The sequence below is a fragment of the Indibacter alkaliphilus LW1 genome (genome assembly GCF_000295935.2).
Taxonomy (GTDB): Bacteria; Bacteroidota; Bacteroidia; order Cytophagales; family Cyclobacteriaceae; genus Indibacter; species Indibacter alkaliphilus.
This window is the reverse complement of the sequence record NZ_ALWO02000032.1, coordinates 1-22828: the sequence shown is the minus strand read 5'-3', so window position 1 is coordinate 22828 and position 22828 is coordinate 1. Positions and strand designations below refer to the sequence as shown.

The 22828-nt window shown below is 39.0% G+C and carries 22 protein-coding genes; 7 read left to right on the top strand and 15 right to left on the bottom strand.

All coding sequences use genetic code 11. The annotated features are described in order from the left end of the window. Window positions 1-175 precede the first annotated feature (175 nt). Window positions 176-1630 (top strand): NADP-dependent isocitrate dehydrogenase, encoded by a 1455-nt coding sequence (locus A33Q_RS09190; RefSeq protein WP_009034279.1) that lies wholly within the window; start codon window positions 176-178, stop codon window positions 1628-1630. 303 nt (window positions 1631-1933) lie between these two features. Here A33Q_RS09190 and typA read toward each other — a convergent pair whose 3' ends face one another. The 9 genes from typA to A33Q_RS09145 all read right to left on the bottom strand — a co-directional run bounded on the left by typA (window position 1934) and on the right by A33Q_RS09145 (window position 11416). Next, the gene (typA, locus tag A33Q_RS09185) at window positions 1934-3739 is read right to left on the bottom strand and encodes a translational GTPase TypA (protein WP_009034278.1); all 1806 of its coding nucleotides are present in this window, start codon (window positions 3737-3739) and stop codon (window positions 1934-1936) included. Window positions 3740-3879: 140 nt separating this feature from the next. Further along, window positions 3880-4452 carry an NUDIX hydrolase gene (locus A33Q_RS09180; protein ID WP_009034277.1) on the bottom strand — a complete coding sequence of 191 codons (573 nt, stop codon included), beginning with the start codon at window positions 4450-4452 and terminating at the stop codon, window positions 3880-3882. Between the two features lie 4 nt (window positions 4453-4456). After that, window positions 4457-6625 (bottom strand): S41 family peptidase, encoded by a 2169-nt coding sequence (locus tag A33Q_RS09175; protein WP_160169346.1) that lies wholly within the window; start codon window positions 6623-6625, stop codon window positions 4457-4459. 128 nt (window positions 6626-6753) lie between these two features. Continuing rightward, window positions 6754-7581 carry an OmpA family protein gene (locus A33Q_RS09170; RefSeq protein WP_009034275.1) on the bottom strand — a complete coding sequence of 276 codons (828 nt, stop codon included), beginning with the start codon at window positions 7579-7581 and terminating at the stop codon, window positions 6754-6756. Between the two features lie 570 nt (window positions 7582-8151). Further along, window positions 8152-8856: a hypothetical protein gene (locus A33Q_RS09165; protein WP_009034274.1), complete on the bottom strand. Its 705-nt coding sequence runs from the start codon at window positions 8854-8856 to the stop codon at window positions 8152-8154. Beyond that, window positions 8853-9527: a hypothetical protein gene (locus A33Q_RS09160; RefSeq protein WP_009034273.1), complete on the bottom strand. Its 675-nt coding sequence runs from the start codon at window positions 9525-9527 to the stop codon at window positions 8853-8855. The genes A33Q_RS09165 and A33Q_RS09160 overlap by 4 nt, the downstream gene beginning before the upstream one ends. 13 nt (window positions 9528-9540) lie before the next feature. Continuing rightward, the gene (locus A33Q_RS09155) at window positions 9541-10251 is read right to left on the bottom strand and encodes a hypothetical protein (protein WP_009034272.1); all 711 of its coding nucleotides are present in this window, start codon (window positions 10249-10251) and stop codon (window positions 9541-9543) included. Next, window positions 10248-10928 (bottom strand): hypothetical protein, encoded by a 681-nt coding sequence (locus tag A33Q_RS09150; protein ID WP_009034271.1) that lies wholly within the window; start codon window positions 10926-10928, stop codon window positions 10248-10250. The genes A33Q_RS09155 and A33Q_RS09150 overlap by 4 nt, the downstream gene beginning before the upstream one ends. Window positions 10929-11071: 143 nt before the next feature. Next, entirely contained in the window at window positions 11072-11416 is a 345-nt protein-coding gene (locus tag A33Q_RS09145; protein WP_009034270.1) for a PadR family transcriptional regulator, read from the bottom strand. A 145-nt stretch (window positions 11417-11561) separates the two neighbouring features. On the opposite strand from A33Q_RS09145, the gene A33Q_RS09140 reads away from it, so the two are divergent. The 3 genes from A33Q_RS09140 to A33Q_RS09130 are packed head-to-tail and all read left to right on the top strand — an operon-like array spanning window position 11562 to window position 13949. After that, window positions 11562-12950 carry a hypothetical protein gene (locus tag A33Q_RS09140; RefSeq protein ID WP_009034269.1) on the top strand — a complete coding sequence of 463 codons (1389 nt, stop codon included), beginning with the start codon at window positions 11562-11564 and terminating at the stop codon, window positions 12948-12950. 47 nt (window positions 12951-12997) lie between these two features. Further along, on the top strand, window positions 12998-13270 hold the full coding sequence (locus A33Q_RS09135; RefSeq protein WP_040490296.1) for a hypothetical protein: 273 nt from the start codon (window positions 12998-13000) through the stop codon (window positions 13268-13270). A 40-nt stretch (window positions 13271-13310) separates the two neighbouring features. Beyond that, entirely contained in the window at window positions 13311-13949 is a 639-nt protein-coding gene (locus A33Q_RS09130; RefSeq protein WP_009034267.1) for a hypothetical protein, read from the top strand. Between the two features lie 85 nt (window positions 13950-14034). On the opposite strand, the gene A33Q_RS09125 is transcribed toward A33Q_RS09130, so the two are convergent. Further along, window positions 14035-14646, bottom strand: coding sequence for a hypothetical protein (locus tag A33Q_RS09125; RefSeq protein WP_009034266.1), 612 nt, complete (start codon window positions 14644-14646; stop codon window positions 14035-14037). 217 nt (window positions 14647-14863) lie between these two features. On the opposite strand from A33Q_RS09125, the gene A33Q_RS09120 reads away from it, so the two are divergent. Then, on the top strand, window positions 14864-15778 hold the full coding sequence (locus A33Q_RS09120; protein ID WP_009034265.1) for a glutaminase: 915 nt from the start codon (window positions 14864-14866) through the stop codon (window positions 15776-15778). A gap of 19 nt (window positions 15779-15797) precedes the next feature. On the opposite strand, the gene A33Q_RS09115 is transcribed toward A33Q_RS09120, so the two are convergent. From A33Q_RS09115 to A33Q_RS21530, 3 genes are all read right to left on the bottom strand, one after another. After that, entirely contained in the window at window positions 15798-18305 is a 2508-nt protein-coding gene (locus A33Q_RS09115) for an OmpA family protein (RefSeq protein WP_040490295.1), read from the bottom strand. 3 nt (window positions 18306-18308) lie between these two features. Continuing rightward, entirely contained in the window at window positions 18309-19472 is a 1164-nt protein-coding gene (locus A33Q_RS09110) for a hypothetical protein (protein ID WP_009034263.1), read from the bottom strand. Window positions 19473-19619: 147 nt separating this feature from the next. Next, window positions 19620-19796, bottom strand: coding sequence for a thiamine-binding protein (locus A33Q_RS21530; protein ID WP_316929409.1), 177 nt, complete (start codon window positions 19794-19796; stop codon window positions 19620-19622). 214 nt (window positions 19797-20010) lie between these two features. Between A33Q_RS21530 and A33Q_RS09105 the strand changes: the two genes are divergently transcribed. Next, window positions 20011-21039, top strand: coding sequence for a DUF4407 domain-containing protein (locus A33Q_RS09105; protein WP_009034261.1), 1029 nt, complete (start codon window positions 20011-20013; stop codon window positions 21037-21039). Window positions 21040-21050: 11 nt separating this feature from the next. Here A33Q_RS09105 and A33Q_RS09100 read toward each other — a convergent pair whose 3' ends face one another. Both A33Q_RS09100 and A33Q_RS09095 read right to left on the bottom strand, forming a co-directional pair. Then, the gene (locus A33Q_RS09100) at window positions 21051-21803 is read right to left on the bottom strand and encodes a DUF5995 family protein (RefSeq protein ID WP_009034260.1); all 753 of its coding nucleotides are present in this window, start codon (window positions 21801-21803) and stop codon (window positions 21051-21053) included. Then, the gene (locus A33Q_RS09095; RefSeq protein WP_009034259.1) at window positions 21804-22532 is read right to left on the bottom strand and encodes a VIT1/CCC1 transporter family protein; all 729 of its coding nucleotides are present in this window, start codon (window positions 22530-22532) and stop codon (window positions 21804-21806) included. It abuts the gene before it with no gap. A gap of 55 nt (window positions 22533-22587) precedes the next feature. On the opposite strand from A33Q_RS09095, the gene A33Q_RS22405 reads away from it, so the two are divergent. After that, a partial coding sequence (locus tag A33Q_RS22405) for a hypothetical protein (RefSeq protein WP_235062789.1) occupies window positions 22588-22828 on the top strand: 241 nt, incomplete at its 3' end.

The window sequence follows — 22828 nt, the reverse complement described above, 5'->3', positions numbered from 1 at the left end:
AGCATTCCTTAGAAAAATACAATCTGTTTGTATCCAAAGTGCCTTGTTCCAATAATTCAATCGTTTGTTGTCTATTTTTATTTATGTGCTAATTTATAATAGGTTTACCCTGCTCATAGCCTTTATTTTTATATTTTTGTACCACATCGAAATTTCAACAAAACTCATTTTATATATGTCGTCAAAAACAAAAATTACTGTTGCCTATGGTGATGGGATCGGACCGGAAATTATGAAAGCCACACTCAGCATACTAGAAGCTGCTGGCGCTCAACTGGAATATGATATCATTGAAATCGGCGAACAGGTATATTTGAAGGGGATCAGTTCAGGAATGGAGCCTAAGGCTTTTGATTCTTTGAGAGAAACCAAAGTATTTTTGAAGTCTCCGATCACGACTCCTCAGGGAGGAGGATTCAAAAGTCTGAACGTGACCACCAGGAAATCCTTTGGACTTTTTGCCAATGTAAGGCCTTGTAAAGCTTATTCACCTTTTGTAAAGACGCATTTCCCTAAGACAGATTTGGTCATAATCAGGGAAAATGAGGAGGATTTATATGCTGGTATCGAACACAGACAAACACAAGAAGTCTATCAGTGTCTGAAATTGATTTCCCAGCCGGGTTCTGAAAAAATCATCAGATATGCCTTTGAATATGCAAAGAAATATGGCAGAAAGAAAGTGACTTGCATGACGAAGGATAATATCATGAAATTGGCTGATGGACTATTCCACAAAACCTTCAATGATATTGCCAAAGAATACCCAGAGATAGAAACTGATCATAAAATCATCGACATAGGTTCAGCTTTGATTGCTGAAAGACCGGAAATGTTTGACGTGATCGTGACATTGAATCTTTACGGGGATATCATTTCGGATATTGCTGCACAGGTGACAGGTTCTGTTGGTTTGGGTGGCTCTGCCAATGTGGGAGAGGAAGTTGCTATGTTTGAAGCTATTCATGGATCTGCTCCGGATATTGCCGGACAGGACATGGCCAATCCATCAGGATTGCTCAACGGCGCTGTGATGATGCTTGTACACATCGGTCAGCCTGAGATCGCTGAGAAAGTAGGCAATGCCTGGATGAAAACTTTGGAAGATGGAATCCATACAGGTGATATTTATCAGGAAGGGATTTCCAGCAAAAAAGTAGGTACTCAGGAGTTTGCCCAAGCAGTGATTGAAAGATTAGGACAAAAGCCTGTCAATATGACTCCGGCTATTTTTGACAAATCAGCCAAAGACCCTATCAGTATCAAACTTTCTCCAGTGACCAAATCTGAGAAAAAACTTATAGGCGTGGATGTGTTTATCGATTGGGATAAAGACGGTAGAGACCCTAACTCTATCGGAGACTCTTTGAGAAAAGCGGACGCAGATGGCCTTGTGCTCCAGCTGATAACGAATAGAGGAATCAAAGTGTACCCAGGAGGAATGAAAGAAACATTCTGTACGGATCATTGGAGATGTAGATTCCAAAAAGCGGATCAATCACCGGTTTCACATGCCCAAGTACTGGATTTGATGGATCAGATTGCTAAATTAGGCTTTGACTTCATTAAGACTGAAAACCTTTATTCCTTTGATGGTGTGAGGGCTTATAGCTTGGCTCAGGGAGAGTAAGAAAAGGATGAAGGATGAGGGAGGAAGGATGAAGGATGAGAGATGAAGGATGAAGGATGAAGACAAGAGTCTCTTGATAAAAAAGCCGGGCAGAGATGTCCGGTTTTTTGATTATTGGATAGTTTAGATGTATTGGTGAAAGGTATCACTTAAAAAAGAGTAATAATAGGTTTTCAATTCTTGATGCTTTTCAGGAAGATACCTTCGAGGTTTTTGGAAACCTCAAAGGTCAAAAAAAAGACCCCAAAAGTCTTTCAACTTCCGGGGTCCATCTTTGTACTTGGTACTTTAAACTTTGTACAATTATGAATCTTTCTTCGCCATTCTCGTTCTCTCATTTTCATCCAAGTAGATTTTTCTCATTCGGATAGACTTAGGCGTGATTTCAAGATATTCATCTTTTTGGATGTATTCCATAGCCTCTTCCAAGGAGAATTTTTTGGCAGGAGCGATTCTGGTATTGTCATCAGAACCTGAAGCACGCATGTTAGTCAATTTTTTACCTTTCTGTACGTTAACTACAATGTCATTGTCACGGGAGTTTTCGCCGATCACCTGACCTGTGTATAGCTCGTCTCCTGGCTCAATAAAGAAGGTGCCTCTATCCTGCAATTTATCAATTGCATACGCAGTACACTGACCGGCTTCCATGGAAATCAGTGATCCGTTGTTTCTTTCGGGGATATTTCCCTTGAAAGGCTCGTAAGCGGAGAATCTGTGGTTCATGATCGCTTCACCTTGGGTAGCAGTCAAGACATTGTTTCTCAATCCGATCAAACCTCTTGAAGGGATTCTGAACTCAAGGTGTTGAAGATCGCCTTTTGGTTCCATGACAAGGAGTTCGCCTTTTCTCTGTGTAGCTAACTCTATCACTTTTCCAGCAGTTGTCTCAGGTACGTCAACGACCAAAACTTCAATTGGCTCGTGTTTTACACCATCGATTTCTTTGAAAATCACCTGAGGCTGACCTACTTGAAGTTCATAACCTTCTCTTCTCATGGTCTCGATTAAGACTGACAAGTGAAGGATACCGCGACCATAGACCAAGAATTTGTCTTCGGAGTCAGTTGATTCTACTCTCAAAGCCAAGTTCTTTTCCATCTCTTTCATCAATCTATCTCTCAAGTGACGTGAAGTCACAAACTTTCCTTCTTTACCGAAGAAAGGAGAGTTGTTGATCGTGAAGAGCATGTTCATAGTAGGCTCATCAATCGCAATTCTTGGAAGTGGTTCAGGGTTTTCCAAGTCAGCTAATGTATCTCCGATTTCAAAATCTTCAATGCCCGTTACCGCACAGATATCACCGGCAACAACTTCTGTAACTTTGTTTTTACCAAGACCTTCAAAAGTATGAAGTTCTTTTACTTTTACTTTTTTGAATACACCATCAGCTTTGCATAGCATCAACTGAGCGCCTTCCTTGATGGTTCCTCTTTTTACCCTGCCAATAGCAATACGGCCTACGAAGTTCGAATAATCCAGGGAGGTGATCTGCATTTGAACAGTTCCTTCGTCAATTTTTGGAGCAGGAATATGCTCAACGATAGCGTCTAGAAGTGGAATAATGGAGTCGGTTGGGTTTTGCCAATCAGGTCCCATCCAGTTTTGCTTGGCAGAGCCGTACAAAGTCTGGAAGTTGAGCTGCTCTTCAGTGGCATCTAGGTTGAACATCAGTTCAAATACTGATTCCTGAACTTCGTCAGGTCTACAGTTTTCTTTGTCCACTTTATTGACCACCACAATAGGAGTAAGCCCAAGGTCAAGCGCTTTACCCAACACAAAACGTGTCTGAGGCATAGGGCCTTCAAAGGCATCTACCAATAGGATAACCCCATCAGCCATTTTCAATACCCTTTCCACTTCACCTCCAAAGTCGGCGTGACCGGGGGTGTCAATGATGTTGATTTTGGTGTCTTTATATCTTACGGATACGTTCTTGGATAGAATGGTAATTCCTCTTTCCCTTTCCAAGTCGTTGTTATCCAGGATTAAATCGTCAAACTGTTGGTTTTCACGAAAGATTTTGGAGGCATGGATGATTTTGTCCACGAGGGTCGTCTTGCCGTGGTCAACGTGTGCGATAATCGCGATATTCCGAATACTTTGCATTGTAAAATTGAATTAGGGTGCAAAGGTAAGAAGAAAATTTGGTTTCAGACTGATGCGATCTGAAAGTCTCTAAGATTTAATGATTTGTTAATTCAATTCAAAAAGCAAATTAGGATGCAATCAACTATTATGGATAAGGATTAGTTGGATTGTAATATTTTATTAAGGGGTTGAGGATTTTCAAGCATTTCCTCTTGCCTTACTCCATTTTTATCTAAATAAACCCTTCCTTTAGCTGTAATGAGAGTTTTAGGATTTTCATGGATAGCATTGAGGATTTCTTTCATTATCGGATAAGGAATTACCTCCATGGCTTTTTCTTTACTGAACCAACCAATATGAGTACAATCCTCTGGTGGTGTAATTTCTCCAGATACATATCTTGCTGAATAATAATGCATAATAGTTGGATGTGGAGAAGGTAAGTGATTAGTGAAAATTGCACGCAGTTCCCAATTATTTGTTTCTATGCCCATAGTTAAAGACATGAATTCTAAAAATTCTGAAATACTCACATCTTGATTAAATCTATTTCCAACCACTTCCCACTCTCCCTCCCATTTGACCAATAGAATTTCATCTTTTTCATTGTAAACGCAAAGTTTAAAAAAAGAGGAACTGAATTGCGCATGGATATCTTGAGTGAAAAATGTCAAGAGGTAAATTAAAAGGACTATCCGTCCTCTTTTTTCAAAGAAAGTTGAGTTCGTCATAGTTTTATTTTATCAAGAGTTCAATCGCTTTTTCCAGTACTTCGTCTCTACCTTCCCTGACACCTTGGAAGGTAGGTTTAACCTCTAAGTCTATTTTGATACCCACTCTTTGGGTCTCTGTTCCATCGGGGTAATAGATTCCCACTCCGGAGAAAAAAGTTAAATAGCCACCTGGAATTTTAATAGTTGCAACATTGCCATCTGCTCCTGCCGTTTGACTACCTATAGTCATTACGTTTTCTCCAACTTGAAGCCCCATTGTATGGAATTCAGGAGCACTTTGAGTGTTTTCGTCTACAAGAAGAATTACCTTACCCAAGTAAAAGGCTGTTGGGTTCGGATTAATTTGTAGTATTTGTGTAAAATAGAATTTTCCTGGTGTATCATATTGGGGCAAGCTCCCTTTGACAAATCCCTTGGGAGTGTTGACTAGGAATGCTCCAAGATCATAGACCAAGGTATGTTCAGGATAAGTCCTTAAATCGATGATAAGCCCATTTGTTGACTGAATTTTCTCAAAAGCAGACGCTAACTCAGTAGGAGTTAATTTTTTGATATTCAAGTAAGCAATATTAGGAGTTAGCATTTTAAATGACTCTGGATCTGGATTTTTATTCGCATAAATCGAGTTGAATGAATTGGCATGAATAAAATCCATAGTTGCTAATCCTTTTTTTTCAAAAGTGATAGTTGATGATTTTGTTTTACTTCGGAGAATTTGCCAAGCCATATCTCTTTTCAATGCAGCTTCATTAGAGGCTGGAAAAAATGGTCTTATACTGTCCACAATACTATGGATTTCTTTGCCATTGAAATGGCTGACCACTGTACCACTTAGATGGGATAAGCTATCCACCAATGGCTGGGTTACAACCAAATTATTTTCAATAAAATCCACTTTGAATGGTGGGTAATAGTCTCCCCGGAGCTCTCGGTCAATCAATCTTGCATTCAAACTTGCATGGCTATCATTAATCATAGTGATTAATTGAAGCAAAGCCAATTCATATTCGAGGGCATTTTTGGCATTTAGGAAAATTGGGATAAAGGTTTTTAAGACAGTATTCCAATCTTCATCCATAAGATGTTTATATGGAAAAAAATATTCAATTACTCCCCAATATCTAAAAAGGGCAAGTAATCTAAACCCATCATCAGGGTATGCAAACTGTTTGTAATCCAACTCATTTGAAAAGACAGGGGAAGGGCCATATTCTGCTGGTCCGACATAAAACTTTTCCTCACTGGTTCTGTTTTTAAAAATCCATTTTAAAGCCGTTTTCACATCATTTGAAATATTTTCCTGCTCAATCCAATCAAAATTTCCAAGAGAAAAAGAGTCAGGAGATACTTCAACGCAAGGGTCACATGTTGGCACAGTACCTAAATTTTTGATCCATTTTAAAAAGGATTGGTCTCTCAGTTTATCATTTTTTGCTTTAAGTATTTCAGGTAAAACCCTAAATAGTTCATAGTCCCAATTAAACTTACCTGCATTTACCTCGGGATGATAGTACTTTAGGAAAGACCATATTTTGGCAGTGATTGCCAAGTTGTTTATTTGCTGGTCCGTAATTTGGCTTAAAATAATTTCAGATCCTTTATCAAAAATAGTGTCCGATTCAAAAATTCCCGGTTTTAAATTAGGAATTTCGAAGTTATTGATATCCTTGCCATCTATTTGAACCTTAAAATCATCAAACCAAGCTGTTCCTTTTCCTTGAATAATACCGGCTATTGTTAAGTTATCCTTCCCAAATCCAAGTGGTAATGTAATTCGATAAGTGCTCCAATCTTTTGTTCCATTCAGATTTAGGTCTTGAAGATTTTCAAAGTGTATGGTATTTCCATTTTCTTCAACTCTAAGAATTAAACCAACAAAACCCTCTGAAATATTTTCAAATCGGATTTTACCCTCCAATCGAACACTGTCACCTATTATTCCTTTAATTGGGATTTTATAAACTATTCCACCAAAAGACTCTTTATCCGAAATTGATGAAATTTTACCCGAGTATTTCCCTTCATAAGAAAATGTAGAGTCGATTTCTACCTTTTTATCTCCCCAAGTACTCCAACCATCTGATAAATCCGATTTATTAGTCCAAACTTCAAACCCTAAATTATGTTGAGGTTGTGAGGCAGGATTTTTAGATGTGCAGTTTTGAAGCACAATTGAAAAACATAAAAAATAGAAGCAAATCTTTGCAATTGAAATTTTATACATCAGAGGCTTTTTGAAGCAATATTAAAATGGATTTCTTATTGAACAAATGTGGTAAGCTAAGTTCAAATTTAAGATTATTTCAACACCATCTCCACTCTCCTGTTTTTGCTTTTCCCTTCTTCCGAGGTGTTGGCTGAAACTGGAGAAAGAGAAGATACTCCATACTCCTCTAATCTACTTGCAGTAATTTGATAATTCTCAATTAAATAGTTAACCACTGCCTCAGCCCTTCTTTCGGATAATTTTTGATTGTGTTCGAAAGCCCCTGTGTTGTCGGTATGACCTACTATAAAGACATTAACTTGTGCATTCGATTTTAAATAGTTAGCCATTTGCTCTAAAGTTTCCTTGGACTCAGGCTTGATTTCTGATTTGTCTGTATCGAAAAAGATCCCATAAAAAGTAGCCTTACCATTAGCCTCCATTTCTTTGGCGATGTCTTCTGCAGAAAGAACAATGTATTGGTTCATCGATTCTTCTTTTACAGCGCTAACCGAGAAAGTTCCGCTTTGGTCACTTTGGATCTGTATCCACCAAGTATCACTGCCAGATTTTAGGGTTAGCAAGACTACTGATTTTGACTCATTAATCACTGAGCCACCCTTGGATGCAACAGCTTGGATATAATTTTGAAAAATCATCGCATTGGAAGGTCTCTTTTCCCAATCTCCATCGAAGCTGTAATATGTTTTTAGAAAATATCCAGCTTTTTCATATTGAATCCAAGTACCGTCTCTATCTGTAAAGTCAACTTTCAATTTATCATATTCTTTTTCTTCACAACCTGAAATACTGTGTTGGGGCAGGGCATTTAAAAGGGGATGAAGATCACAGGGGGATTGAGCGAAAATGGGAGTTGATAGCCAAATAGCTAAAATGACGGAGCTGAATACTTTATTCATTAGTTTCCTATTAAAGAATTGAGGATTAAATGTATAAAAATCAGTTGAAAAATTATTGTTTTATTATTGCTTGAAATTTATATCCTTGAGTGATTTTAATGGCTTAAATTTAAGAGTAGATAGGTTGAAACTCGCAAAGTATTTAACGTCCGTCCCTACGGGACTGATGGAGTGCATTTATTTTTCTGGATCCGTGGGTTGAAACCCACGGTTATTATATCGATCATCCCTACGGGACTTATGGGGGCTCCTGGTTTGCTATAACAATGTGTTCAAAATAATAGAAAATAGATAATGCGACCTACTGGGATTTTTTTAGGTAGTGATGTTTTGGGGAGATGCGTTGACTCTTAGCCTGGCATGTTTATCCATGTCCATGTGTATGTTAATTGGGGAGAGTTTTTAATTTTTAGCTAATTTTGAGAAAGGTAGGAAAAAGCTCCGGAGGAGCGGCCGATGTAATAACCACGGCTTTCAAGCCGTGGATCAGGATAGCTTAAGGAGTAGGGAAGTGCCGTAGGCATGGACGATCTAAATGAATCATTCTCTTTACTACCTAAAATTCATTTTTTAAGCTGTTTCGTAGACCGCCTCCAGTTTTTTGGTGTCTTCTAAAGATTTTCGGAAAACAGCAGGAAGAACAGAAAGAATCATCATCCCACCAAATACAAATATAACCGCAAAAATCTGCCATAAACTTAATGTAAATGGCTCTAGTAAATTAAAATTCCCAAAATACCTATACCCCTGAATCATAAACTGAAGCGGTATGTATGTAAACATTAATATACCTTGGTTCCCTCTCCATAATGCATAGTTTTTGTACTTTTTGAAATCTTTGCTGAAGGCATAGTACCACCATAACACCACAATAACCAAGAATAAGAAACCTATCATTAAAGCACTGCCCTCTCCGAAACTGAAGTTTTTTTCTATAACATAAGCACTTTGGAAGTAGCAAAATGTCAAGAGAATAGGGGATATTATGTTTAGACTGAAAACACTTGATTTCAATTCTGTCCAAAAATATCCTAGCAATCTTTTTTCAATCATCTTTTTATAAGACTCTTCCAATTCTGAAAATCCAAAAATCCCAAAAGAAGCATGTACCTTTTGAAAGGCATCGGATACACTTAGCTCTGGATTTGCTTCTGTAAGCTCTTCTATCTTGCAAGCGACATGGTCCAAAATCTCATATTGCACATCAATTTCCGGATAGCCTTTGTAGGAGATCAGTTTTTTGAGTTGCTCGATTTGGTCTTTGGTGAGTTTCATGTTTGGGGAACATTTAATTCAGGTCTTTTGTATGTGATGGACACCTTCAGTAAAGAAATGGTGTAAAGAAAAATTATTGTGCAGATGATGATTCCCAAAGTTGTCCCGATAGGCCCTGGGTTTGATTCTCCCCAATTACTGACTCCTATCCAAAACCAAGATAAACAACCGTACAATAATCCAAGCCGAGACAGAATGACCCTACTGACACAGGCAACAGGTTTTTGTTTTTTTGGATTGAGGGAAAAACTAATTCCTTTCCCTTGTTTGTTCCAGGCTAGGATGATACCTGCCAAAGCTAAAATACTTGAAGCCATAAAAAGGCCTTCAAGCTTAAAAGTAAGGAAAGAAATAAACATTAAGCCTGCTATCAATAAGCCTGTAAAAAATTCATTTGGTGAAAACTTCCAAATCTTCAAACTTTCCCATTGTATTTTGGCTATGAGCTTATTGGTTTGCTTTTCAAGGTTCTTTTCCATGCCCTTTACTACCGACCAAGCAAAAGTCTCATTTAGTTTTTCGAGTTCTTGCTCAAATTCCGGTTGATCTTTTTTCTCCAGTTGGCTGATATAATGATCCAGCAACTCATCATAGATTTCCTTATAAACAATTTGCAAGCTATCAAGTCTTGTTTTGATACTGTTGAATTCAAGGTCACTTAACTTTCTCATACAGTCTTTTGATTTAGTTCACCTTTGGTTTGACCATAGCCTTTCTAGCCTGATATCTTGCAATAGTCATCAAAAAGAATAGCCACAAGCAGACAGTGGTGGCATAAAGATAGGGTGGTTGGAAAAAGAAGTAGGAAGTACTGTCTTCAACTACTTCAAAAATGTAAAGCGCACCTATCGGAAGGAAAATCAGCAACATAACCGCTACATGTAATATTCCAAAGCCTTTTGGAGCCGCTGCCCTAAGTTGGGCAAATGTCGGTTTATCATCTATGCTTCTGTAATGATGTTTGATTTTTTTATTGGGATATGATCTTGATATGATCCAGTTTTCAAGCATCAATCCGGTCAACAACGATAAATTTACCAGATGAAAAAGCATGTTCGCGTTTTGTATCCAACTCGGTAGGCTTAATACAAATGCCAATAATAAAATCGGAACCCAAACCTTTTCTTTTTGGAAAAGGTTGAAGAAATTCTTTTTAAACTGTTTCGGGTATTCTGATTTTAGGCTATTGAGGTAGTTTTCTGATGCTTGATTACAATAACCCAATGTAAAGGTTTGATCCAAGGATTTCAAAACCTCTTCCATTGTCTTTTCTTTTTCCGATTCCAAAGCAGTCTGATAATGATCTAATACCTCATCCCTGACTTCTGTATAGGGAATCTGCTTGGCATTGATATGGTAATGCAGTTGTTTTATTTGGTCTTCAGTCAGTTTCATATTAAGGATTTTTTGGATTTGACTTGCCAAACTTCAAATAGCGTAAGCACATATATGGAAAGGGTAATAAATATTACTACAGCAATTGAAGGGGCCAAATTCACTGTTGTTTTTGAATTAAAAATCCATTCAGAAGACCAAATAATGCCGTAGGCCATCATGACGGGCAAGTACAGTTTTTCTGAAATGGGGTAAAAGAGAGAAGATTGGAGAGGACCCTCAGCATTGAAATTCTTTTTGATGCTTTTGATCTTGAAGTACGATTTAATCAAAAAGAAAATATGGGCTCCAGCCAATATCAAAAGCGGTGAAAGCATAAATAAAGCTATTTCTTTTTGATCAGTGACAAATCGACTCAGCTGAAATGCCAAGAATGAAAAGACCAAAACATATAGAATTTTGGAAAGACAGAAATATCTTTTGAAAACTTGCCAATGTAGACTGCTGAGTTCCTTTCTGATTTCTTTGTTATATTTTGCCTGCAAGGCATGGCAATAGGCATAGGTAAACTTATGTTCCAATTCAAAAAGTTGTTCATTGAATTCCTCTTCTGAAGATTCCTCTAAGTGACTGATGTAATGGTCATATACCTCCATCAGTATCTCTGCTGAGGAGATCTCTTTCCGCATAATGGCTTTGCGGATTTCTTGAAGTTCTATGTCAGTTAGTTGGCGCATAAATTTTTGTTTCTCGCAACGGGCGCAAAGTTTTCGCCACTTGCGCTACGAGTACTTTTTCAGCTTTTAAATAACTTTTTAATTATTGTTCAATATCTCTTAGCGTTTCTTGCGTCATTCGTTGCGAACGTCGCGTGAACCCTTTAAGCCAAACCTGGCTTCCATTCAGGATCCAGGATGCGTTGGAGATTACCTACAAAACTCTGCAACTCGGACATCTTGGCACTGACTTCCTTTTGGCCATCCTTGGTCAAGCTGTAATATTTTCTTACACGGTTGTCTACCTGCTGTATTTCTGTGGTCAGCATCCCTTCAGCTTCCAGCTTGTGAAGGGCAGGGTAGAGTGCGCCTTCTGTAATCTTAATCTCCCCTTCCGTAAGTTCTTTGACCCTTTGGGTTATTTCATAGCCGTACATTCTATCATTTTCCTCAAGGAGTTTGAGGATGATGGTTTGCAGGCTTCCTTTAATTAAATTGTTATTTGACATAGCGTTTTGATGCATCAGTAAGTCAAATATATAAAAAAATTATATACATAAGGAATTGAGGTATTGTTTTTTAGTCTGTTATGGGATATTTCCGATAAAAAGTTTTAGCTTTAATGTAAAGATTCGTTTACAAGGCCTTTCTAAGATGAAAAAACTCCTGAGTTCCATAAGTCTACTTGTTTTGGTATGTTCTTTTGAAGCTCATGCCCAGAGCAGAATTAATCTTGAAATGTACTTTGTTCCCCAGCGGCACCATCAAAGCCTATTGAATGATCCATCTCCTTCCTTTGATTTTGCTACCCGTACTGGGCTGAATTTGGGCTTGGGATTATCTTACAATATCAGTAATGACTGGCAAATGGTCCTTCAATCCTGGCATGTATCTTCCCCTCTTCGGTTTACACAACATCCTGAACATTCAGGATCTGCATTTATTCCGGGACCACAGCGAATAGATTGGGGTTTTTCCTACAGTAATTTTAGTTTGGGTCTTAGAAGAATCTGGGAAATGGGAGAATATGCGCTTTATGTTCAACCCTCTTTGGGGATAAATCGATCACGTAGTTTTGGATTTGACCATCAAGACTCTTTAGTGAATTTCCCTAGAGCCAATTTGATGACTCAAGTTGTTCCAGCGGCATCTATCGAAGTAGGCATGAAGTTCAGTACTCCAAGTAATAATTATTTTCTGGTCGGATTAAGACATCATCAAGGATTCGGAATGCTGCAATCTTGGTTTACGTACAGCAAGGAACCGCCTTTACCACAAGTTCAGCGAAGGGGTACCTACACCGGACTTGTTTTTGGATATGGAATAGATTTTAGGACAAGAAAAGGGGAGGATTGGAGAGTGACCAAAAAGGAGCGAAAAACAGAGAAGCGCGAGGCGGCCTGGGGTGATGGCACTTATGCATTGTTCACAACCTTACAAAGGTTCCAGCCAGATTTTGTGCAAAGTAATGCCCCAGGCATGACCAGGCTTAGGCCCGCTTCCCAAATTCTATTTGGTTACACTTCAGGTCAATGGAGTTTTGAGACTGGCTATACCAGTTGGAAGAGTCAGACCAAGGTGGAATCTCAAAACTTTGGATGGGTCAGCCTAAATGAGCCAGGGACAAGGGCCATTCCGCTAAGGGCAAGATATCATTTGGATGTAGGTCAAAGCAACCGACTGAGGGTGGGAGTGTCAGCTGCTACTTTTGTTACATTAAACACCGTGAGGATGAATGTAGCGCGAATAGGGGCCGTAATGGTGAATGATGAAAGGGTTCCAGCCTTGAGGTCTGTTCCGACGGATCAAAACTCCGGCGGGAAGCTGTTCTATCAGGCCGGTGCGTTTTTTGAAATTCCTTTCTTTAATTCCAGTTTACTTGCCTTTAATTTTTCCCAGAATTTTGGAAGTCCTGAAATTGGGCAGGTAAATGTGCGGGAGTTCGTCAATCAGCAGCAGGTGGAGTCCGTGAAATCCGGTACCCTTGACGGTTTCAATATAGAAGTAGGACTTAAATTACCTATCAGCACTTTGGTGAGATAATATTAATGTTGAAGAGACGTTTACATTCTGTAATTTTGATTCTCAGAATGAAAAGGGTATTGTTTTCAACGTTTTTTTTGGTTGTAATTTTCAATAATGCTTGGGCTCAGCGTAACTTTCATGTAGAAATTTTGGGAGGTCCATCCCGTTCTTTTTTAAGTTATGAAAATTCAGCATTTGAGCCAAATTTTCGCTCCTATACCAGGTTGGCTTGGCAGGAAAGTTTGAGGGGATATTATGAACTGGGGAATGATTTAGAAATTGGCTTTAAAAAGATAGGCATCAATGAGATTTCAAGCATAGTAAACCGCTATTTCTAAAAGATTCCTTTAATTTGGGCTTCTCAAATTACAACAATAAATGAAGCTTAGATTTACAATCCTCACTCTTAGTTTGATCCTCATTACAGTTTTCAAATCCAATGCTCAGCTTGGATTTGGCGCGGAAGTTTATGGCGGAATCCAAAAATCTTTTGTAGATGTCAATTACAGCAGCCCAGCTTTTGCTAATGTTCTGACAGTCAGATCTCCCTTTGATTTTCATGCAGGAGCTACATTTTTGACTAGTTTCCATCAAAATTGGCAGCTCGCCCTACAAGGGGAGTTTTACAGAGTGGCAGTTCGGGAGATTTGGGCGGGAAATATTGGTCAGAATGTCGTCAGAGGTGATGAATATGGGATTTATAGCCTTGGGATCCGGTATAACATAGAAAAAGAAGGTTATGCCTTTTATCTGCAGCCCTCATTTGGTTATGCATTAAATAACTATGAAGACTCAGGAACAACCCAAATGGCACTTGGCCCTGTGGTCAGAGCGGAGGTAGGGTTGAAGAACTATTTTAAGGAAAGTAAAGACTACTTTTTCTGGGGATTAAGGTACCAATATGGATTCGAAAATATGAACAAGGGCAATTTTCTGGATACAGGGAATTATAGAGTGGGGTCTTATGGAGATTATGTGGGGGCTTTTGTTGGATTGGGATTTGATTTTAGCAAATAATTTACTTTACTTTTTAAATAAAAAAACCTAAAAGGCATGCTGATTCAGGATGCCTTTTAGGAAAAGTGAAGTTATTTTATCCGATTTACCACCCAATTCTTTTATTGAGGGAGTAAGACTGAGTCTCTTCACCTGAAACAATTTCATGATATTTCCTGTCCAATAAGGTTTGGAAATTTTGATCACTTTTTATTACAGTGATTGATGAAATTTCCAAAGCGTCCCTATTTGAAAATTCTGGATGGGCTGAAATAAACTCTGATGGGAAATCTTTCAGAACAGGGTGGCCTTTTTCAGACCATAGGTTCCAAATGATACTTAGGTTGCCTTGAGAATCCTTTTTCCTCCATTCAATATTTATGTTGTTAAAATCCTTGTCAAATACAATACTGGATACAGTTTCAGCATTGTACCTGCTGATGTCTCCAAAAGTGATTTTTTTGATGACAGTCAAGCTTAAGTCAGAGGTGTTGTCACCTGTGGTTAAGTCTAAATTGTTCTTATCAGAAATAGGTTGGTAATCCAATAGCTCTCCATGCTTGTTGTGGAGGAATACCCATGCTGATTCATTTTCAGAAAGGTAATTCACTTCAATATTGATGTGAAGCAAATGGTTAATGGGAACCGGTGGTTCCTGGGATTCTTCACAAGAAAATAAGGAAAGGATCCAAAAGCTGGCAAGTAAATACTTTTTCATATGGAATTATCAATAAAATTCACCGAAAAAAGCAAATTAATTAATCCTTAAATAAAAACAGTGTGAATAATTTTAACCAAATTACCTAAAGGTCTAATTTTTAGCCTGATAATTTTTGGTTTTGAATGCTATGCCAGAATATTGAAAATAATGACTTATGATCTATTATTGCTTTGGCTGATTTGTTTTGCCCAATCAATTTCTGCAAATTGAAAAAATGGACTATCAAGCATTAATAGAAGAAGTTTACAAGGAAGTACAAAATGAAAATCCCCGAGGCAAAGTTGCAGACTATATCCCGGAACTGGCCCATGTAGACGGGAATCAGTTTGGGATTGCTCTGGTTGATCTTGAGGGCAATGTATTCGGAGTTGGAGACTATCAAACACCTTTTTCTATTCAGAGTGTATCCAAAGTACATACTTTGACTATGGTATTCCATGTTTTCAAAAGTAAGCTTTGGTCCAGAGTTAATGTGGAGCCCAGTGGCAACCCTTTCAATTCTATTGCACAGCTTGAATACGAAAAGGGAATACCTAGAAACCCATTTATCAATGCTGGTGCCTTGGTGATCACTGATGCCCTTTGCAGCAAATTTGATAGACCTTTTCATCAAATATCGGACTTTATCAACGAGCTTTCCGGGCATCAATGTGTTTTGATGAATCCAGAAGTGAAACAATCCGAACAAAACCATGCCGAAAGAAATACAGCACTGGCTTATTTTCTAAAAGCATATAAAAACTTTGAAAACAAGGTAGAGGATGTGTTGGATGTATATTTTTCTCAATGCGCAATAGAAATGTCCTGTACAGACTTGGCTAAGTCTTTCTCTTTTTTAGCGAATGACGGTTACAGTATTTTTGCCAATAGGGAAATTGTTTCCGAGAGCCATGCGAGAAGGATCAATGCTTTGATGCTGACTTGTGGTTTCTATGATGAATCAGGTGAGTTTGCTTTTAGGGTAGGATTGCCGGGTAAAAGTGGAGTAGGAGGGGGAATTGCAGCTGTTATGCCTCACAAATTCTCTATAGCTGTCTGGTGCCCTGAGTTAAATGAAAAAGGAAATTCAGTGAAATCAATCAAGGCACTTGAGCTCTTGACCGATAAGCTTAAATTCTCACTTTTTTGAGATTATAAAGGATAGTAATCTAATCCTCAAAAAGAAGTTTGACTTCAACACGCCTGTCCCTGTCATTGGTAGCCCTTTGAGTGCCACGAACAACCTGTCCCCCGGATTCCAACTGGATTTTGGATGGATCTAATCCAAAAGATTCAATCAGTGCCTCAGCTACGGCCTTGGTTCTATCTTCTGCTAATTTCAGGTTATAATTGACATTGCCGGTATTGTCAGCAAAACCTGTAAGCATCAAGCTTGCACCTGCATTCTCTTTGACAAAATCTGCCAAATCAGCCAATTTCTTTAACTCTTCGGAGTCTACTTCCCTCTGATTGATTTTGAAATAAATGCTTTCCTTGGACCGGATCATTTTGATGATAGCTTTATTTTCCAGGAAAACAGTATCTCTGATAATTTCAGACGGCTGAGTACTTGTGGGTTTGATATCCTCGCTTACATCATCATCCATATTATCTTGTCTCACAGAAGCTGACCCATTAAGAGGAGCGCTTTGTTGAACCAATGCGGTACTCAGAAATAAACTGCTGATTGCCAAACTTAGATTACGCAATTCTTCCTGAGTTGGAGATATTATGGCCGGGTTTAGTTGAGTTTGATTGAGCGTATTGATTTGGTTCTGTTCATCTAGATTTTGACTATTCTCAATCCTTGCTGCCGCATTTCCAGCTGCGAACGGCCACCACCACCTGTTTCTTTTTCTTTCCTCTGGCTCTTGGCTAGAAGGGGTTCGGGTGGCTTGAAAAGTAGAAGTGTCTCTTTCTTGGTAAATATTCTCCTGACTCGTAGTTTGCTCTACATCCTGTCTGTTTTGAAGTAGAAGTTGGTCTCTCTGATAGATGAGGTAATCAACTTGATTTTCCAAGCGGCGAATTCTAGCATTTTCATCAGTAGAAGTTGAGGTTGCCGCCTCCTCATGAGATATAACTGACTCCGATGAGCTTATTTTGCTCTCTTTATTCTCAATTAAGTTTTCCCTTTGTGATTGTTCAGTCCTAAGTTTGGTTTCTGGTTGTTCACCTTCTAAGGTCTCTGCCCCAGATACTGCATCACTCTCCTTCTTTTCCAAGATAGAAGAGGTATCTGAAGGAGAATGAATTCTTTCTTGAATAAAAAGATCAAGGCTATCAGTTGAAATACTCCGTGCTTGTGATGGGAGACTTTTGGTCGAAATAAGATTTCTAATGCTATCAATCTCCAACAGCAATTCTTTTTCTCTTCTGCTGATACTGTCTATACTGTATCGTAGGTTGTCTAATCTGAGCATGCTGGAGTCCAACATACTTTCTTTTTCTTTAAGCTCTAGATTTTGTTCCTTTTGCAGGGATTGTAAGTGAATAAGAAACTGACTTCGAAGCCCTATCAGGTCTTTTTGTGCTACCTGTCCGGCTAAAATCCTGTTTTCCCTGTTGAGAATTTGCTGCTCCCAAATCAAAATTTGAGATTTGTGCTCTAGGCTATCCAGCCTTTTATCATCAATGATCTGGATATTGTAATAATTACTGGTTGTTTGGCTTTCAATACTCTCCTCCTCTTTTTCTTCAGGAATAGCTGTTTTTTGACTTTGCGCGGATACTGTATATTCAGGATTGTAACTACTGATTCTAGGCGCCGAGAAGGTTTTTTTGCTAGCTCCAAAGTTGTATTTCAGGCCTATACTGTGAAAAATTATCCAATCGTTGGGGCTGTTTGGATTGCCTCTTTGCAGGTTATTTGGATCCAAAACCATCCCTGAGGGATTAGCAGCGTAAGCTTGGAAGTCATTTTCATAATTAGTCCTGTAATTCCCACTTACGTCATCCAGGTAATCTGTAAAAGTGTAAAGAAAGTCAGATTGGGCAAAAAGCTCCAGACGATTACTCAACCTTATCCTAAACCCCAAACCCAAATTGGTATATAATGAACCAAGTGAATACCCGCTCTCCTGTTCAGTCCGTATTGGCTGAAGGTCTGTTTCATATTCAAAATTGTTGACAGGAATTGGGAGTGTATAATCGTACCTGTTTCCCTCGTCATCTAAGAGGTCTCCAAAAACCTCAAAATTGATCAGCCCAAAACCCAATGTGAAATATGGAGCAATCAGTGATTTAGATGACAAAAGCCTATCGTTATCAGTCTTGAAAACAAAAGATAATCCCATGTCCCGGGTGTGGTTTTGGAAATTTAGGCTTCGGAAAAAGTTGGGATTTTCCAACATCAATCTCCCATCTCTCTGAATGTACCGATCACTCATAGCGAAATGATATTCACCGTAACTGAACATCAGACCAACTGTCGGACTCAATTGCCTCTCCAATGATATTTTAAAGGAAGGTCTCTGGCTGTAAGTCGGGTTGAAATAAAATAGATGGTGGACAGCTTTCCAGTTGCTCAGACCTCTGACAGTGTAGGGGCTCAAATCTCCATAGTAGTTGGAGAAGCCCGCGCTGACACCTATTCTCCATTCAAAGTCTTTCTGTTGGGCAAAAAGAGATGAATAACAAATCAATGCGAAAAGAAATGTGTACGCTTTCTTTAGCATAATTTACCTCCTGTCTCTTAATCCAAGCCACATATTGAACTCAAGGCTTATTCCGGCAAAAGGTTGGATGTGATTAGGGCTGAAGTTCCCATTACTTTCTTCAATATTGAGCATCACTGCGCCTACATTAAGCCGCAACACACGGAACATTTTATATCCCAAGCCAGCATAGATGGGTAAACCGACGAGTTCTCCCCGGACGATTGTCCCATCTCTTGATCCGAAGTTTTGCAAAAACACCCCAGTTGAAATTGACGCATTGCCCAAAAAGCGGGTAAATGTTTGATTTCCCAAGGGCAAAGATAGCCCTACATAGGGACCATGAAGGTATTCTGTACTTGAAAGACTTCTTTTTACTGCTATGCTACCATAACCAAAATTGAGTGGCAAGGTGCCAGGTTTTCTTTCCGTGGGATAATTGCTAACAGTTCTTATTTCAGCTAAAGCTAAAAGACTGTTGTCTAGGTATTGAGAGGTTTCTGATTGAACTAATTGGATCAATTCGTTGATGTACTGAGCTGCATAAGCTGCTTTTTCATTGTCCAACTCGTTTTTACCAAGAATATTGAATCTGGCTCTATTTAGCCGTAAGCGGCTTTTCTGATCCAATTTTTGCCTTACAATTTCACTGAACCCTCTGAAATCCCTCCCGAGGAAATGTCTGAAATCTTCAAGGGCATCTGTAACAATCTGATTCATCTGAGTCATCATGACTGGATCTGAATGGTTGGTCCTGATTCCTCTTGAGGTGACTTCAAAATTCGCACGAATATAAGCTTCCAAATTCCGGTAGATAGATGTCCTGACATTACTCATTTCCAAATTATCTGCTTTTCTGAAATAATGAAACTCCAGATCGTAATTGTCATTGCTTCTCAATTCCCTGGAAACAAAAAGTTCATATTGAGAAACAGGAAATTCAAAGGCCCTTTTCCAGAAATATTCCTCCGCCAGTCTCTCATTTTTGCCGGTTCTGTTGACAATGACCTTGACCAGGTCTATACCTTCTGGAAGTGTGCCTTTTATAAAAAAGGGTTCTTCCGAGGGGAGAGGGTTATTGCTGTTAATTTCATTGTTGACCACATTGTAAGTCACAGATTTGATCTGTGCATGAGAAAATAGGCTAACAGAAAATAAAATAAAAACTCCAAGTATCAATCTTTTCATAAGCTGTTTAAGGTTGATTCTTTTTTAATATACGAAAAAACAACCTTCTACAGGCTCAATGGTTTCCTTGTAGGGGCTAAGTCTCTGAGGCTTTGATGGAAAATTTGTGCATTCTCAAGATTCTTTATTTTTTAAATCAACGCATTGTTAAGAGTATTTACCGATTTTATCTTCAATTGTCACATCCTCGTTTTTTCTAATCTGCATTCTGAAATAAATCAATACTTCATCTGCGCCAGCTTTCAGAACGGCATCCTGCGCCTTTTGAGCGACAAGAAGTAATTCTTCTTGGGTCCCTTCCATGACTGTTTCAAAAGCGAACAATAATTGGTCACTTAATCTAATTGCACATTTTTGAACAGGGTGATTCAGTCAAAATTACTCTAATTGAATTTATAAATCTGCTGACCAAACTGTCTTAATTGAGCTGAGGGGCCATTTTAGGTAGAATACCTGAACTAGCATATAAAAATATTAAAATTCAATTCCGGATTGCTCGTTTTTTGAGAGAAGCTTGCTTAAATCAATTCAATAATTCATGCGTACCATTACAAGATTCTTCTGGTTTTGTTCGGGTGCCTACACACCCTTATTAAATAGGGTTCCTACAGAAACCCATAAATTTATTGGGATAGGGGGTACGGTATTTTTTACGGGTTTGCTAGCTTCAATTTCAGCAGGATATGCCTTATACACTGTTTTCAATTCTTTGTTATTCGCAGTGGGCTTCGGTTTAGTATGGGGGGTGATGATTTTCAATTTGGATAGATTTATCGTCTCAAGCATGAAGAAAAGAGACAATTCATGGCAAGAATGGAAGATGGCAATTCCCAGGCTACTTTTCGCTGTTCTTTTGGCCATAGTGATTTCAAAACCCTTAGAGTTGAAGATTTTTGAAAAAGAAATCAACCGGAAGTTGGATGAACAAAAAACAGCAATGTTGGCTTCAAGCAAACTTGCAGTGGAGCAAACTTTTTCTGAAATAGGGGAAAGAGAAGCTCAAAAGGAATTGTTGAGAAAAGAAATCAAGGAGGCTGTTGATTTTAGGGATAAGCTGCAAGAGGAATATGATTTTGAAAGGTTCGGGACCAAAACCGAAAGGACTTCAGGAATAGTAGGATTGGGCAGCAATGCCAAGAAGAAAGAGCAGCAATTGGATGCAGCGCAAGAGGCCTTGGACAGACTGAGAGAGTCTCATCAACAGCGCTTGGATATTTTGGATGATGAAATCAGGATGCTCATGCAGGCCAGAACCAACGCTGTTGACCAACTGAAGCCTGGAATTGAAGCTTACGATGGTTTGGCAGCGAGATTGGATGCATTGGCAGCATTGGGAATGGAATCAAAGGCTATTAAAATCGCGGGCTATTTTATCATGCTTTTATTTGTCGCAGTAGAAACGGCGCCTGTTTTTGTCAAATTGATTTCTTTAAGAGGGCCTTATGATGACTTGCTTGATCTGACAGAGCACCGGGTGGGTGTTTATGTTTCAGAAGAGACTGCAAAAGCCAATGCTAAATCTTCATATCGGCTTGAACAGTTGGCTGAGAGCCTACAGCATAGGTAGATGAACTGACTTTATTGCTCCTTTGCGATAGTTTCGAGTTGTTTCATTGTTCTTTTAACCGATCGCCACTCAGCCAAGCTTATCAGGCTCAAGAGCCTGGAAAGTCTTTTGCCTGGATTACTGAGACTTTGGGCTAAGCCATCGATAACTTGATCCCGGATAGATAGGGTGCTGGGTAGGTCTTTGCTGGCTGCATATTCTTCTGCAAATTTCCAAGCCCCATCACGGGCTGTTCTGATGCTGAAGTTGACAAGGATTTCATCTCTGCCTTTGGCGAAGCGGATCAGTAACCTGAACAATGGAGAGACTTTTCCGATATTATTTTTGACACCATTGACCAACTCATAGAGAATGGCATTGATCTTATCGAAGTCGTTGCGTATGGCTTCCAGGTTTTTGCCTTCCATAGTTTCTACAGTTGCTATCCCTAAATCTAAATTGATATGGGCATTGATACCAAGAAGGAGGTGCTGAAGGACCACATGTCTTGAAGAAATAGCCGTGTCAAAGGCTGTTTGCCAAGATGAGGTGATGGATTTGCCGGCTTGATAGTCATCATAAGCATCGATAAACCTTTTGGCAAAAATTATGTCCAGCTTGACCATTCTTGGGTTATCATCAAACTCACCATTTATGATTCCCTCCTTGACCCTGATGGTGACTTGCCTGTAAAGTATAGCAAAATAGCCCAATCTGCTGTCCTTGTTATAACTTTCAGTGGCAATCCGGTCAATGGCCTCAATGACATCGTCTATGGTTTCCATTTATGAATTCATGATTAAAGTTTCCAGAAAATCTCCAACAAAATATGCGACTAGAGCTGCCAATAGCCCCAATCCAATAGTCTCACCCATGCTTTTAAATATATTGGTCTGATTGACCAAGCTTTTTAAAGAGCCAATCACGGCAAAAGCAAGGCCTGTGAAAATGCTTGTCCACAGAAAGATATCAAATTCAGTATGTTTAAAAAAATCATAGACATAAATCATTAAGGGTATGAAGCCAATTAGAATAAAGGAAATCAGGGTGGCCAAGCCTATCTTAAATGGGCTTTTCTCTTCGGGAATCATTTCCAGTTCGTTTTTCATCATTTCTTCTACCCAGCGCTCCCTGTCTGAAGTAATCACGGTGACTACTTGCTCGAGCAACTTGCCTTCAAAACCTTTTGCCTTGTAGATGTCCCGGACTTCTTGAATTTCCTTTTCTGGGATATTATCTATTTCCCAATATTCAATGTTTTTGTGTTTTTGGTAGCTCTCTTTTTCGGATTTGGCGGAAAGGTATGCCCCAACAGACATGGAAAATCCGTCTGCAAACAGGTTGGCAAATCCAAGAATGATGATGATCTCTGAGCTCAGACTTGCTCCAACGGCCCCAGCTACGACAGCAAATGTAGTCACAGCTCCATCGATACCTCCGTAAACAAACTCTCTGAGGTACCTTTGAAGGTTGCCCAAAAATCTTATCTCCTGATGGATTTTTGACTCATTCATTTTATATGGAATATATTCCTGTTAAAATCAGGTAATAGAACCTCTAAATAGACCTTTGAAAGGCAATCAATATAGGGAAAATAGGCTTGAAATGATAGGCTTGGGAAAATATTGTAAAAACGAGGTATGGATCATCCCTACGGGATTACCGAGGGGGGTGGCATATGCAGGTCCAGAGGTTGAAACCTCTGGTTATAAGATAGTCCGTCCCTATGGGACTTGTTTTGAGTTTTCTCGATGTTTTGGTTTAAGGGTTTTGGTTTTAAGATTTGGGTTTGGATCTGCTACATTTGATT